Raw genomic sequence first — 14,516 nt, 5'->3', positions numbered from 1 at the left:
AAACACTCTACTTTTTCTGTAGAGTGTTTTTTTCTATATGATAAATAATTTTCTTGGCCGCTTGTTCTCCTTGCAGTTGCAGCTCATCTACCCTTCTTTGCAGGGATTGCTGTATCTCTTCATGCTGCGTCACTTGCTTTTTCGCAATTTTATATAAATCGTCTGCACTCCAGTCTCCATCCACACTTCCTATAACCGGTTGATTCACTTGTCTTAAAAATGAATCGATTTTTGGATCGTATGAAATTCCAACCATCGGTGTTTTCGCGACAGCCGAAAAAATAAGAGCGTGAAGACGCATACCAATTAAAAGGGTACACTCTGATAAAATAGATATTTTCTCATCAATATCCATTTTATATGGAAGCATATACGTCTCTTCTCCCATTAAATCCACTACATCACGCGAAGCATTTTGATCAAACGGACCATGCATCGGGACGAATAAAATTTGGTACCCTTCTTGCTTTAATTTTTTTAAAGCAATCGCTAACTTTTTTATATAATCTTCTTTTGCATTCCAGTGACGCACACTCACTGCAATTATTTTCCCATGCAGAGAATGTTTTTGTAGCCAATCTGATTGTTTTTTTCGTTTCCATGTTAAAACTGGATCTGGAACAAGTTCAATATCCCTTTTCATGCCAAGTTCTTTTAAGTATAAAAATGAATCCTCATCTCGAACTGATATATATGCAGCTTTCGACAAATGCCATTTCACTAATAGTCGATTATGCCTTTTTGTAATCGGACCTATTCCTTGTGAATAAATGTAATACGGTTTTTTTAACATACGAGCAAACCCCATAATACCCGTATAGTATAAAATACTTTTTATACTCGTTTTATCTTGGAGGAGGCTCCCTCCGCCACTAATAAGCCCGTCACTTTTTTTAATTGCATCATAAACCGATTTGATACTCCAACGATCCACCGCTTCTACTCCGTACATTTTCCTTGTATAGTCAGGGTCATTTGACAGCACAACGAGTTCAATATTCGGATTCTCTTTATGTAACGATTCAATAATCGATTGTAGAATAGCTTCGTCTCCAACGTTATAAAAACCATAATATCCTGATAAAACTAACCGCACTCTTAATCTCCTCCAACATTTGGTAACCAATCATTTCATTCATCATAACTGGTACCAACTCCTTACCTAAAAAAGCATCATCACAATAAACCCGTCCGAATTCCAATCCTTACATTTCGTAGTTCTATATTTATTTTTTCAAAAATGGTATTTGTTTTTTTGATATCCAGTTTAATTTCAAAGCACATACCGCATACAAAATTATTGCAATAGCAAGTGCTACACCACTATATAATAACGCAATAATTCTTGAAGATGTAACATCTATTATAGTAGATAGTTCATATAGTCCTAATCCTAAAATACAAGATACACCTATTACAATAAAAAATCTTCCTATACGAACAGAATAGGAAAGATATTTTCGAATGTACAGATGATTTACGATACAGATTAACACATATATAATCAATGTACTATACGCCGCTCCATCTATGCCAAACTTTTTTGTTAATACTATGTTTAAGAAACATTTCACAAAACTTGCGCCAATAACAATCCACGCAGCTTGGGCAGAGCGGTTAATCCCTTGTAAAACTCCTATTGATAATACCATAACCGATGTGAAATACGAACTACCAATCATAACAGCTAACATACTGCTTCCTTTCGCATCTGTAAACAATCCCACATTTAACGGAACCGTTAATGCAATTAACCATATCGTTAACGGGGCTGTTAACACATGCATAAGTGAGTTCGTATTTTGAACTGTCGTTTTTGCTAAATTCACATCTTTTTTTGCTAGCGCAGACGTTAATAATGGTATTAATGGAAATACAATTGCGCTTGCGAAAACAACGATTAATTGTGTAAATGCAGAACCGCGGCTATATATACCAAATTGCGCTTGAATTTCGGCCGACGATCCTTGTAGCACGTGCGGCACTGTTAGCGAATCCACCAAATTTAAAAGCGGCATGGATAAAGCTCCAATAGCAATCGGAATAGATACTTGCAATATTTTCTTTCCATCTTTTTTCAAATCTTGCAGTGAATATGAGTTGCCCTTATATTGATATGAACTTTTATTGTATGTCATACGTAAATATATAAGCGAACTTATTACCCCAAGAAAAGATCCAATCATTGCCCCACTAGTAATGATAGCACTACCTTCATTCCAATATACTAATATATAAGCGATGATTAACATAAAAAATACTCGTACAAATTGCTCAATGACTTGTGATATTCCCGTCGGTTTCATATCACCGAATCCTTGAAAATACCCACGATAAACCGCCATATATGGTGCAACGAGCAAGGCCAATGACGTAACTAGTAAGGGTACCCTCGTTTCTTGTCCACCAAGCATACTTGCAATTTCAGTAGAAAATAACACGATCACTAAACACCCGAATATTCCAAATGCCATCCCTATAATCGATGCCGATTTAAATAATTTTGCAATTTCTTTATGCTTATTTTTTTCATTCAACTCTGCAATCAATTTTGAAATTGCCAATGGGACACCAGCTACTGATAAGGTAAGGGCAATCATATATACAGGAAACACGAGGCGAAAAATACCAAGCACTTCATCTCCTGCAATATTTTGCAATGGAATTTGAAAGAAACTTCCAAGCAATTTCGACAAAAAAGTTGTAATTGTTAAAATTGCTGCACCTTTTACAAACTTCTTATTCATGTTTCTTCTCTTTTCTTTTATACATATATTCTCAAACGAATTATTACTAAATATAGAGACTGCTTTCATCTCATTAAATTATCATACCAAATTTCTTATATATTGAATACTTTCTTTTTTATAGCAAAATGAAAGTATACTTACTCAAAAAAACGAGTTCGCTCAAACTTCCTACCACTTTCCATTTCTACTTTTTTCTAGTATAACTATACTATAATGTATCTATTGTCAGTAAGAGGAGTGTTACAAGAATGCTGAATTCGGTCAAGAAGTTATTGGGAGATTCACAAAAAAGAAAGATTAAAAATTATGAACAACTTGTGAATGATATTAATCAATTAGAATCTGTAATGGAAACATTATCAGATGGTGAACTACGCCAAAAAACTGCTACTTTTCAACATATGTTACAAAATGGAAAAACAGTTGACGATATAAAAATAGAAGCATTTGCTATCGTTCGAGAGGCCGCAAAACGAGTACTTGGTCTTCGTCACTACGACGTACAGTTAATCGGTGGCCTTGTATTACTAGAAGGAAACATCGCTGAAATGCCTACAGGAGAAGGAAAAACTCTCGTTTCTTCTTTACCCACTTACGTACGTGCTCTTGAGAAAAAAGGCGTTCACGTTATTACAGTAAATGATTATTTAGCAAAGCGTGATAAGGAATTAATCGGGCAAGTTCATGAATTTCTTGGATTAACAGTTGGATTAAATATGGCACAAATGGAATCTATCGATAAAAAGCGCGCTTATGAAGCGGATATTACATACGGAATTGGTACTGAGTTTGGTTTCGATTATCTTCGTGATAATATGGCATCATCTAAGTCACAACAAGTACAGCGCCCATATCACTTTGCAATTATTGATGAGATTGACAGTGTTTTAATTGATGAAGCTAAAACCCCGCTTATTATCGCTGGGAAAAAGTCAAGCAGTTCCGATTTCCATCATTTATGCGCGAATGTAATGAAAACATTCCAAGACACTGAGCATTACACTTATGATGCGGAAACAAAAGCATGTAACTTTACAGAAGATGGCATTACAAAAATTGAAGATTTATTTGATATTGATAACTTATATGATTTAGAGCACCAAACTTTATATCATTATATGATTCAAGCATTACGTGCACACGTAGCTTTCCAACTAGACGTCGATTATATTGTCGAAGACGAAAAAATTATGCTTGTTGATATTTTCACAGGACGTATTATGGATGGCCGCTCTTTAAGCGACGGGTTGCATCAAGCACTTGAGGCAAAAGAAGGTTTACCGATTACAGATGAAAATCAAACGCAAGCATCTATTACTATTCAAAACTTCTTCCGTATGTATCCAGCATTATCAGGTATGACAGGTACTGCAAAAACAGAAGAAAAAGAATTTAACCGCGTATACAATATGGAAGTTATCTCAATTCCAACGAATCGTCCTATACTTCGTGAAGATAAAAAAGACGTCGTATATGTAACAGCCGACGCTAAATATAAAGCTGTCTGTGAAGAAGTAATAAATATACATAAAAAAGAACGTCCTATTTTAATTGGTACGATGTCCATCCTTCAATCTGAAACAGTTGCACGTTATTTAGATGAAGCTAATTTAACTTATCAACTATTAAATGCCAAAAGTGCTGAGCAAGAAGCTGATTTAATTGCATTAGCTGGAAAAAAAGGAAAAATTACAATTGCTACAAACATGGCAGGACGCGGAACCGATATTTTGTTAGAAAAAGGCGTCCATGAGCTTGGCGGATTACATGTAATCGGAACAGAAAGACATGAATCTCGCCGCGTTGATAATCAATTAAAAGGGCGAGCTGGTCGACAAGGTGACCCTGGAAGTTCTCAATTCTTCCTTTCATTAGAAGATGAAATGATGCAACGCTACGCAGGTGAAGATGTAGAGAAGCTAAAAAAACCACTTAAAACTGATGAAAACGGTTTAATTCTAAATACTAAAATTTATGATTTAATTAACCGTACGCAATTAATTTGTGAGGGTAGTCATTTTTCAATGCGTGAATACAACTTGAAATTAGATGATGTCATAAACGACCAACGAAATGTAGTTTACAAACTTCGTAATAACCTTTTAAACGAAGAAGTAAATATGATAGAAATTGTCATTCCAATGATTAAAAATACACTAACCGTTATTGCTAAAGATCATTTATTAGAAGGAATGCTTCCTGAAGAGTGGGATTTTACTAGACTAGTAGAAGATTTACAAAAAGTTTTATCTACCGAAGAAATTCCAGCATTATCTGCTAATAACGTTCATTCTACTGAGGACTTACAAGAGCTATTAAAAGATACTCTTACAAGTTATATAGAACGTGTTAACGATTTAGAAAGTAATGAAGATGCACAAGAAGTATTACGTCAAATTAGCTTGCACTTCCTGGATTCTGGTTGGACAGACCATTTAAGTGCAATGCAACATTTAAAAGAAGGTATTGGCTTAAGACAATACCAACAGGAAGATCCGGCACGACTTTATCAAAAAGAAGGTTTTGAAATCTTTTTACACACATTTAGCCATTTTGAAAAAGAGGTTGCTTTATATTTAGCAAGATATATAACTGTTCCACAAAATATATAATGAGGTGAATTGCATGCTATCATTTTTAAAAAAGGCAAGAAAAAAAGGTAGAGACTCTGTAATTTCTGGTTCTAAATTATTAGGAACCGAAGAAAACAGCAATAATACCAAAAACGTAAAACCTAACTTATACTTCCATCCTTCTTGGAATGAGGTTTCACAAGAACAGAAGTATATTTATCAATTTTTACATAAATCTTTACCTACCTTACAAGAAAATCAAATTTCGCTAGCCGGAATTGAAAGTAAAAAACATGAAAATGCTTATTATATTACTACATTCATTCGTAGTAGTGTAAAACATCCAATTCAATTTGAAACTCTTACTCTATCTTTATTAAATAAAAATGGAGAAACATGTGCACGTCAAACATTTGATTTATCACACTTAGAAGAAATCCCATCAAATGTAAATATGCCTTGGACTTTCGTCTTTGAAGAAAATTCAATTACGGAAGCAACGCTATCACCTGAAGACTGGCAACTAGTATTTGAATTAAAAGGAAAACATTCATTAGATTTAGATCCTATATGGAAAGAAAAGCTACCTGCAAGTGCAATAATGAAATTACAAGAAATTATTACTAACCTAAATCCACCTACAGAAGATGAAATTAACTTCCTAGGGCTAAACGCAGTTGTAGAAGAAAACGGAGATTTGAACGCAACTATTTTAATTCGTAATGGCTATAACCAAAACATAACTCTTGAGCAACTTCCATTGCATATTTCAGATCGCTCTGAATCTACCGTTGCGGAACAAACATTTGTATTAAAAGATTTTCAAATTAAGGCCAATTCTACGAAACCTTGGACCTTTACATTCCCGGCTGATTCAGTATCAAAAGAACCAATCGATTTATCTAAGTGGAAAGCGTTTATCCCACAATAACCGTCATTACTCGCTAAGCGAGTAATGAAAAACACGTCGTATTCTTTTATGAATACGACGTGTTTTCCTATGTAAACTATTATGTAATTCAACTACAAACGTTCAATATGATACGCTGCTTCCAACTTACAAAAATCATCTATATTATTTACTTCGTGATCTTTTAAAATTTTTAATTGCTCTTCAGTCGGCTCTTCATTAATAAGCTCGTTAATTTTCTCATTCACTTTTACTGCTAGCGCTTGATGGAAATCTGGATGTTCTTTCAACTTGTCATCTACTTTATTAATCCAAGTTGATTTTGTATATAAATATTGTTTCCACTGTTCAACAAATTGTTGTATGTCAAACTTTTCTTCGTTCCATTCAATTTCCTTCATATACTTCTCAAAAGAAGCAACGATTGAACGTGTAATCCCGACTTTTACTCCATGTGGTAACTGTTTGTACATCAAATATTCCCTCCAGCTTAAAGCGATTTCTTTTCAGTGTAAAGAAATCTTAAAATTCTTACACTTATTACGATAGCATACTGCTAATCTAAAATGTTACTATACTGCTAAGTGTAGCAATTGTCAACAGACGTATAACATCTGGATATTCAAATTCAATACATACATATGCGAATAATCAGAAACCCTCACATTTTATCACATGAGGGTTCTTATCTCTAACTTGTTTTTGCCTTTAAAAATTGTAATTGTTCCCTCTGCTCATTACTTGCCATCGTCACGATTATTTGTTCAATACTCGGATGCAATTGCTCAAGTGTCACACTCGCGCCCGCTTTATCCGATTGCTCAACAAAGTTTAACAATGCCATCGCTCCTGATACATCCATATAGCGCACATCTTTCATACGTAAAACAACTGGAGACTTTACGTCTTGTAAAGTCTGAAAAACACGATCCACTGTTAGGAAAGAAAGTGGACCTTTAATTTTATACGTCGCTTCCTTTTCTTTTACAATAGAAGCTTTACGTTCTTTACATTTCACCATGTATATCATGAACGAAAGAATAATACCGAATGCAACAGCGATCATTAAATCAAACTTCACTGTGACAACCATCGTTACGAGCATAACAATGACATCACCTTTTGGTGCTACATGCATTTTCTTCATGCTTTCCCAATCAAACATGCCAATACCAGTTAAAATTAAAATACCTGATAATACAGCAAGCGGAATGTATTGTACGACCGATCCAAGTCCCATAATGAAAATAAATAATATAACACTATGCATACTTGCTGAAAGCGCCGTTTTACCGCCACTTCTTATATTAACGATAGACCGTACAGTCGCCCCTGCCCCTGCTAATCCACCAAACAATCCGCTCACCATATTACCGATACCTTGTCCGACCAGTTCTTTATTACTTTTATGACGTGTACCTGTCACATTATCCATTACGACCGATGTTAACAACGAGTCAATCGATCCTAATAAAGCAATACTAAGCGCTGGTAAAATAAGTTCTGCCATCCCTGTTCCACTTAAAGATGGAATATGAAGCGTCGGCATCGCTTCTGGAATCGTCCCAATCTTCTCAATCACCTTATTTAATGACAAGTTTCCGATAATCGGTAACTTCACTGTAAGCCCCTCTAACGCCGAAGAAAATAAAGGAAGCATAGCTGTCACACCGACTAATGCAACTAAACTAGACGGAATGGCCTTAATCCATTTTCCAGAAACAATCATTACAATAATCGTTAATACTACGAGTAGAAAACTATTTTGCACGTGCTTTATTTCACCTAAAATAATAATTAATGCGATACCGTTCATAAATCCTGAAACGACAGGATACGGAATATATCGCACGTAAGAGCCAAGCTTACATACACCGAATAAAATTTGAAACAGTCCCGCCATCATAAAGGCTATAAAACTCGCCTCTAACCCGTGCGTCGCAATTACCCCTGTCGCAATTACCGTAATCGGTCCAGTTGGCCCGGTAACCTGCCCCGGTGTCCCACCAAATAACGCCGCAAATAAACCTGCAAAAATCGCACCATACAATCCGACTAGTGCTCCTTCAGACGTTCCTGTTGCAGCAATACCAAATGCAATGGCAAGTGGCAACGCAACAATCGCAACAGTAAAACCTGCTAAACATTCCTTTGCTATTTTTTGAAACATAAAAAAACCACCTTTGTATAAAGTCCATTTTCCATTGTACACCTAAAAGAATATATTCGTTAGCCCACTTTTTACAGTCTCGTGACGTAAACGTATTCAATTGCAAGCTCACACCGCATCTTTGGAAACCATTGTAACTGTGCTATAATAGATAAATTAAATCTTTTATTATATATTTGGAGGCACTATGCTAACTTTTGAAGAAAAATTATCGATTATTGAATCTTTCCCAGAATTAGAAAGAAAGAACGTATCATTAAAACGCGTGAACTTTCACTTTGAAGAAAGTCGTTTAGATAAAAAGAACGTTGTATATCATTTACATCCAAACGGAAACGGATTTGTATATGCAAATGGTATTAAAGGTTATAAAACGGATGATAAAGGTATGATTAACATCCGCGAATTTTCAGCAGATGAATTACGCTCAGTAATCGAGCAATCAATCGAACTATTATCACAAGAAGAAATCGTAGTTCCTGCAGAACCTGCGAAAGAAGAAGAATGGCATAACGAAGACGGCCATATCCTTACTCTTATCTCAGAGGATGATATGTGGAACGTGTACGCTGGTGTAAACTTAGACGGTACATTCAACTCTTATCCAGAAGCTGCGGAATACCTTGATGAAGAAGGATTTTCACGTAAGTAATACGATTTAAGGAGGCCGTCCCATTTTTTAGGGATGGTCTCTCTTATTAATAAGTAGGCTTTTTGGATCGTCCCCCTAAATTTATAGCATCAAAACTTCTTATTCTCACTATCCCCTATCAAAATTTGAATTTGACAACTATACGTCTCCGCATTAAAAATATCACTAACTAACTCCACTTCAATAAAACTCTCTACTTCTATACTATTTTCTTTCATATATTTAATCATAGTATTTCTACGTTCCTCTTCATTCTCTTTACTATACGCTAACGTTATATATTTCCCGCTCGGTAATACTTTTATATTTTGCATCTCTTCCATATGTACATCATCTCGTACTTTATTAAAAACATACTTCGGTTCTACATCCCAATTTGCATTTACGTTGTAGAGAATCCCCATCTCCATTTCCATTTTCTCTTCATAATCTTGCACGATTTTCTCTAAATCGGAATAATACAGTAACTCCTGTAAACTCCCTACTTCTTTACAAGGCGCAACAACGACATAACGCTGTTCAAAAAATTCAATAGATATTTCATCATTCTTTAATATTTCCTGTGAACTCACTACTTTAGCATGTAAGTCATCAATCGTTTCCATTACCTCTTTCATTTTCTTTATATGCTCTTCCGCTTCTTCTCTCTTCACTTGTAAAAATCGTAGCAATTTATCCGTATTACGTTCCTTAAAAATCTCTTGCAGCTCTACTATGCTCGTGTTCAACTCTCGACAGCTTTTTATAATATCAATGTGAATAAATTGATCTATAGAATAATATCTATACCCCGTTGATTCATCAACATGTTTTGGAATAAGAATCTCCATCTTATGATAGTATCTTAGCGCTTTTATCGTAATATCCTTTATTTTTGCAACTTCTCCAATAGAAAACATTTTTTTCATTTGCATCTCTTCCCTTATATTTTTTCGCATACAACCATTGACTCTCCCCTTAGAGGAGCCCTTACTATTTATAATAAGTCATTTACATTAATAAAGGGAGCATACAATTATGAACACAGTAAAATATAGAAGTCTTGTTAAGGAAGACTATGAGCCTATAAAACATTTAATCGGTGAAGCATTTGGATTTAATGAATTCATTACAGATAAAAAATTTTTAAACTCAGTATTAAACTTTTATCTACACAGTTGTATTTTAGGAAGTTCCTTCAGTAAAGTAGCCGAAAAAGATAATAAAGTGATCGGTGTCATTTTAGGCGATTCTGAAAAAGATAAAAACCGTTTAAAGAGCTTCCATAACACTGTTAGCTTTGCCTTTAACACGCTAAAGCTATTCATAACGATTAAAGAGAATAGAGAATTTCTAAAAGCATTTATACAAGTACAAAAAACATATAAAGAACTCATTCAAGGAAAAGAAGATCAATTTCAAGGCTGTATACAATTATTCATCGTATCCGAAGAATCTAGAGGTCTTGGAGTTGGGAAGTCTTTACTAAACGATTTGTTCCAATATATGAAAAAAGAAGACGTAACATCTTTATATTTATATACAGATAACGAATGCAACTATGAATTTTATGATAGACAAAACTTCCAACGCATACAAGAAAAAGCAGTTAATTTTGGACCAAAGGAAGAAGATTTCAACGTATTTTTGTACCGCTATAACTTTAACTAATTAATATGTATACTTGATGCTTACAAAAATAATAAAAAGCGGAGATACATACTCTCCGCTTTTTTACATATACACTATTTCCTTATTAAGAAAGATAATCTTATTTGTATAAATCGGTTTCTATTGTTTTGCACCTTTCAACGACTCTCTCAGGACAAATTTTTGTAATTTCCCACTCGCATTACGAGGCAGTTCATCCACAAATAAGTAATGACGTGGACGTTTATAATCTGCTAATTCATCACTTTCTTTACAATATATTTCCAAATCCTCTTCTGTAATCGCTTCATCTTTCTTTACAACAACAGCCACAACACGTTCTCCCCATAATTCATCTGGCTCACCAAGCACCGCAACATCTAATACACCAGGATGACTATGAAGGAAATCTTCAATTTCACGTGGATAAATATTAACGCCTCCGCTAATTACCATATCATCCACACGATCTGCGACGAATAAATAGCCATCTTTATCGAAGTAACCTAAATCACCAGAGTGATACCATCCTTTATACATCGATTTTGCATTTGCTTCTTCTCGGTTATGATAACCAGCCATCATAGTCGGGCCGCGCAAAATAATCTCCCCAACTTCATAAGGAGGCAATACATCATCCGGTTCTGCTGGTGCATCTTCATTCGGTTTTACGATGCGAATTTCATGACTAAAACAAGGTGTTCCCGCTGAACCTGCTTTCGTAATTTGATCGTCTTCTACGAGAAACGCAACGACTGGCCCCATTTCTGTCATTCCGTAAATTTGTACAAGATCAATATAAAGACATTCTTTACATTCCTTCACTAATGCTGGCGCCATCGCCGCTCCACCATATATACCAATCTTCATCGACGTTAAATCGTACTGTGTTAAATCTTTTTGCAGTAACATATTCCACATCGTCGGTGCTGCAAAAAACGTCGTAATCTTCTCTTCTTGAATCGTATGTAATACTCTATCCGTATCAAAATGATGCAAAATAACATTCTTTCCGCCAACTTGAATGCGCGGAATGATTCCAGCATTTAACTCGCCGCAATGATATAAAGGTGCTACAACAAGTCCGGCACTATCTCTATTATATTTTAAGAAATACGTACAAATCATACTATGCTCAGTCATTTCACGATGACGATGCAATACGCCTTTCGGATGACCTGTCGTACCGCTCGTATATAATATAGAACAATCATCCATTTCATCAATTTCGATATCTACTTTGTCAGAAGATGCCGCATTAACTTTTTCATGGTAAGAACTAGCATAGGAAGGTGTATCGTCTTCTACATACCAAAAAGACGAATTTGGAAAATCTCGTTCAATGATAGCAACAGTTGATTCAACCGCTTTTTCAAAGACTACTACTTTCGAGGCTGCATCTTGAAGGATGTACGATAATTCTTTTGCTTTTAAACGGAAGTTAATCGGGTTAAAGATCGCCCCAATTTTCGCACAAGCTAAGTAAACGTTTACAAATTCGCGGCAATTATATAAGTAAACAGATACAGTATCTCCCTTTCTTACCCCTTCTTTCAACAGAGCTTGCGCCGTTTTATTTATTTGCTCATCCCACTGTTTATATGTCCAGCGAATATTTTTTTCCGGCTCTACTAACGCCTCTTTATTCGGATACTTACCAACCGCTAAATCAAATATTCTCCCTATCGTCATGTACATGCCAACAATTTCCCCCTTTTCTCTTTCATAAATCTATCATTTCGTCCATAAGTAGACATTGTCCTCTAATGATTTGACTAATTTTTCTGATTATTATCGACATAGTTTTACAAACAGTGTGGTCTCTTGATAAATGAAATTATTGCAACTTACTCACAACAATATAAAAAAGAGGCTGTTCCAAATCGGAACAACCTCTTTCTTCTTATACAAATAGCTCTTCTAAAATTTTTAGTTTGTCTTCTGTATATTTTACGAAGCCATCGTTATATGATTTTGGATCTTTCGGATTTGCGAAGTGCGTAATTGCACCTGTCTTCGGATGAACAAATTTACTTGATGCACCACAACCAAGTCCGATAATAGATTGAACTTCTTCCATAATAACAATATTATAAATACTTTCTTGCGTCGGCATTGCATAACCAACGTTCTCTAAGTTACCTAAAATATTCTTTTGACGATATAGGTAATATGGTACGTAATTATGCTTTTGCGTCCACTCTTCTGCTTCATGCATCATCGCTGTAATTTCTTCGCGACCTGCTACTTTATATTTACGTTTGTTTTGCGTCATTTCAGAAGCACGTTTGAATGATAACGTATGAACTGTTAACGATTCTGGCATTAACTTTTCTGTCTCATCTAACGTGTGCTTGAAAATATCTAACCCTTCACCAGGAAGACCAATAATTAAGTCCATATTAATATTGTTCATTCCCATTTCACGAGCTAAGTGATACTTCTCAATTGTTTCTTCTACAGTATGATGACGCCCAATTGCTTTTAATGTCTCTTGATGGTATGACTGCGGATTAATACTAATACGGTCAATGTTCCATTTATTTAACACTTCTAGCTTCGCTGGCGTAATTGTATCTGGGCGACCTGCCTCAACTGTTACTTCACGCACATTTTTCACATCTGGGAACGCTTCATACATTTCTTCATACAGCATATCCATCTCTTCTGCTGTAATACTTGTCGGTGTACCGCCGCCGTAATAAATCGTCGTAACTGTTACACCTTTTTCTTTTAAAAACTTACCAATTTCACGAACTTCATAATGTAAACCACCTAAGAATGAATCAACAGAGCCTTGGCGTCCGTTAATTGCATACGCCGGGAATGTACAATATGCACATTTTGTTGGGCAGAATGGAATACCGATATAAATACTTACTTCCTCTTTCAAACGGTATAAATCCGGAACTACCGCTAATTGGCAATCCACAATACGCTGAAGAAGTTCAATTTTCTCTTCATGAATTAAATAGCTTTCACGAAGTTCTTGGTGTGCTTCTTCTTTTGACATACCACTTTGAAGCATTTTATGAAGAAGTTTCGTCGGACGAACTCCTGTTAAAATGCCCCAGCTTTGTTGAAGACCAGTTAACTGCTGAAGAACAGAAAGATATACATAAGAAACAACGTGCTTCACTTGCTTCATACGCTCTTTTTCATCTGTGAAAGCAGATAAATCTTTTGCGAATGTTTCTTCATACACATTTCCAGTAGCAACATCTGTTAAACGAGCTGATGCTTTCACATTCTCTTCAATGTGTATATCAACGATAAGATTTGCTTCCTCTTGTTCAAATCCAATCGTACTATCTTCAAAAAATAAGCCGCCAATATTTTGCAGCGGACGTAAAAAACGATCATCTTGTAGCGTTTTAATTGAAATTAACAACATTATCACCTTTTCATTTGCAAACTCTCTTTAGTTTACTTGAAGGGCGTTTGCAGGTCAATACAGAAGGTTTTACCTTATTTCTTCTATTTAAAAACTTAAAGGCAGAAGAGATGACATTTCTCTTCTGCCTTTTATAAATCTATTAGCTATTTTTAGTCATAAATCTTAAACGCATTCCTAATAACACAAGAATTACACCTATAAATGGCAGGTAATTTGTATTATGCCCTGTAGCTGGAAGTTTTTGATCATTGGAACTGCCTTGCTCTTTTTCTGGTAAGTTAGGCTTTCCTACTTCTTCACCTGGCTTCTCTGTTTCTCCGCCCGGTTTCTCTGTTTCTTCACCTGGCTTCTCTGTTTCTCCGCCCGGTTTCTCTGTTTCTTCACCTGGCTTCTCTGTTTCTCCGCCCGGTTTCTCTGTTTCTTCTCCTGGCTTCT

Annotated in this window: 12 protein-coding genes; 4 read left to right on the top strand and 8 right to left on the bottom strand. The window is 35.4% G+C overall.

Annotated features, from left to right (window positions below):
- Positions 1 to 7: 7 nt before the first annotated feature.
- Together csaB and DT250_RS27565 are read right to left on the bottom strand one after the other, a co-directional pair.
- On the bottom strand, positions 8 to 1,096 hold the full coding sequence (gene csaB / locus DT250_RS27570) for a polysaccharide pyruvyl transferase CsaB (protein WP_001241586.1): 1,089 nt from the start codon (positions 1,094 to 1,096) through the stop codon (positions 8 to 10).
- 130 nt (positions 1,097 to 1,226) lie between these two features.
- Positions 1,227 to 2,747, bottom strand: a complete 1,521-nt coding sequence (locus DT250_RS27565; RefSeq protein ID WP_149214017.1) for a putative polysaccharide biosynthesis protein — start codon at positions 2,745 to 2,747, stop codon at positions 1,227 to 1,229.
- Between the two features lie 251 nt (positions 2,748 to 2,998).
- Between DT250_RS27565 and secA2 the strand changes: the two genes are divergently transcribed.
- Both secA2 and DT250_RS27555 read left to right on the top strand, forming a co-directional pair.
- Positions 2,999 to 5,362 (top strand): accessory Sec system translocase SecA2, encoded by a 2,364-nt coding sequence (secA2, locus tag DT250_RS27560; protein WP_149214016.1) that lies wholly within the window; start codon positions 2,999 to 3,001, stop codon positions 5,360 to 5,362.
- A gap of 13 nt (positions 5,363 to 5,375) precedes the next feature.
- Positions 5,376 to 6,254: an accessory Sec system S-layer assembly protein gene (locus tag DT250_RS27555; RefSeq protein WP_149214015.1), complete on the top strand. Its 879-nt coding sequence runs from the start codon at positions 5,376 to 5,378 to the stop codon at positions 6,252 to 6,254.
- A 92-nt stretch (positions 6,255 to 6,346) separates the two neighbouring features.
- On the opposite strand, the gene DT250_RS27550 is transcribed toward DT250_RS27555, so the two are convergent.
- Together DT250_RS27550 and DT250_RS27545 are read right to left on the bottom strand one after the other, a co-directional pair.
- Complete coding sequence (locus DT250_RS27550) at positions 6,347 to 6,706, bottom strand: hypothetical protein (RefSeq protein ID WP_000278032.1); 360 nt, start codon at positions 6,704 to 6,706, stop codon at positions 6,347 to 6,349.
- Positions 6,707 to 6,924: 218 nt separating this feature from the next.
- Entirely contained in the window at positions 6,925 to 8,403 is a 1,479-nt protein-coding gene (locus DT250_RS27545; protein ID WP_149214014.1) for a SulP family inorganic anion transporter, read from the bottom strand.
- A gap of 187 nt (positions 8,404 to 8,590) precedes the next feature.
- Between DT250_RS27545 and DT250_RS27540 the strand changes: the two genes are divergently transcribed.
- Positions 8,591 to 9,055 carry a hypothetical protein gene (locus DT250_RS27540; protein WP_088057384.1) on the top strand — a complete coding sequence of 155 codons (465 nt, stop codon included), beginning with the start codon at positions 8,591 to 8,593 and terminating at the stop codon, positions 9,053 to 9,055.
- An 89-nt stretch (positions 9,056 to 9,144) separates the two neighbouring features.
- On the opposite strand, the gene DT250_RS27535 is transcribed toward DT250_RS27540, so the two are convergent.
- Positions 9,145 to 9,993, bottom strand: coding sequence for a MerR family transcriptional regulator (locus DT250_RS27535; RefSeq protein WP_149214013.1), 849 nt, complete (start codon positions 9,991 to 9,993; stop codon positions 9,145 to 9,147).
- Positions 9,994 to 10,072: 79 nt separating this feature from the next.
- On the opposite strand from DT250_RS27535, the gene DT250_RS27530 reads away from it, so the two are divergent.
- On the top strand, positions 10,073 to 10,705 hold the full coding sequence (locus DT250_RS27530) for a GNAT family N-acetyltransferase (RefSeq protein ID WP_149214012.1): 633 nt from the start codon (positions 10,073 to 10,075) through the stop codon (positions 10,703 to 10,705).
- 120 nt (positions 10,706 to 10,825) lie between these two features.
- Here the strand turns inward: DT250_RS27530 and DT250_RS27525 are convergent, their stop codons facing one another.
- From DT250_RS27525 to DT250_RS27515, 3 genes are all read right to left on the bottom strand, one after another.
- Positions 10,826 to 12,382 (bottom strand): fatty acid--CoA ligase, encoded by a 1,557-nt coding sequence (locus DT250_RS27525; protein ID WP_149214011.1) that lies wholly within the window; start codon positions 12,380 to 12,382, stop codon positions 10,826 to 10,828.
- A 205-nt stretch (positions 12,383 to 12,587) separates the two neighbouring features.
- Positions 12,588 to 14,078: a coproporphyrinogen III oxidase gene (locus tag DT250_RS27520; RefSeq protein WP_149214069.1), complete on the bottom strand. Its 1,491-nt coding sequence runs from the start codon at positions 14,076 to 14,078 to the stop codon at positions 12,588 to 12,590.
- A gap of 142 nt (positions 14,079 to 14,220) precedes the next feature.
- A partial coding sequence (locus tag DT250_RS27515) for an LPXTG cell wall anchor domain-containing protein (RefSeq protein WP_149214068.1) occupies positions 14,221 to 14,516 on the bottom strand: 296 nt, incomplete at its 5' end.

The sequence above is a fragment of the Bacillus sp. AR2-1 genome (assembly GCF_008368755.1).
In the GTDB taxonomy this organism is placed as follows: Bacteria; Bacillota; Bacilli; order Bacillales; family Bacillaceae_G; genus Bacillus_A; species Bacillus_A wiedmannii.
Note: the sequence above shows the minus strand (reverse complement) of the source record. Positions and strands in the feature narration are given on the sequence as shown.

Bases quoted from the DNA above. Each gene is read 5' to 3' on its own strand.
- DT250_RS27550 (WP_000278032.1), bottom strand. From the start codon at position 6,706: ATGTACAAACAGTTACCACATGGAGTAAAAGTCGGGATTACACGTTCA.
- DT250_RS27540 (WP_088057384.1), top strand. From the start codon at position 8,591: ATGCTAACTTTTGAAGAAAAATTATCGATTATTGAATCTTTCCCAGAA.
- DT250_RS27530 (WP_149214012.1), top strand. From the start codon at position 10,073: ATGAACACAGTAAAATATAGAAGTCTTGTTAAGGAAGACTATGAGCCT.
- DT250_RS27555 (WP_149214015.1), top strand. From the start codon at position 5,376: ATGCTATCATTTTTAAAAAAGGCAAGAAAAAAAGGTAGAGACTCTGTA.
- DT250_RS27565 (WP_149214017.1), bottom strand. From the start codon at position 2,747: ATGAATAAGAAGTTTGTAAAAGGTGCAGCAATTTTAACAATTACAACT.
- DT250_RS27535 (WP_149214013.1), bottom strand. From the start codon at position 9,993: ATGCGAAAAAATATAAGGGAAGAGATGCAAATGAAAAAAATGTTTTCT.
- DT250_RS27545 (WP_149214014.1), bottom strand. From the start codon at position 8,403: ATGTTTCAAAAAATAGCAAAGGAATGTTTAGCAGGTTTTACTGTTGCG.
- secA2 (WP_149214016.1), top strand. From the start codon at position 2,999: ATGCTGAATTCGGTCAAGAAGTTATTGGGAGATTCACAAAAAAGAAAG.
- DT250_RS27520 (WP_149214069.1), bottom strand. From the start codon at position 14,078: ATGTTGTTAATTTCAATTAAAACGCTACAAGATGATCGTTTTTTACGT.
- DT250_RS27525 (WP_149214011.1), bottom strand. From the start codon at position 12,382: ATGTACATGACGATAGGGAGAATATTTGATTTAGCGGTTGGTAAGTAT.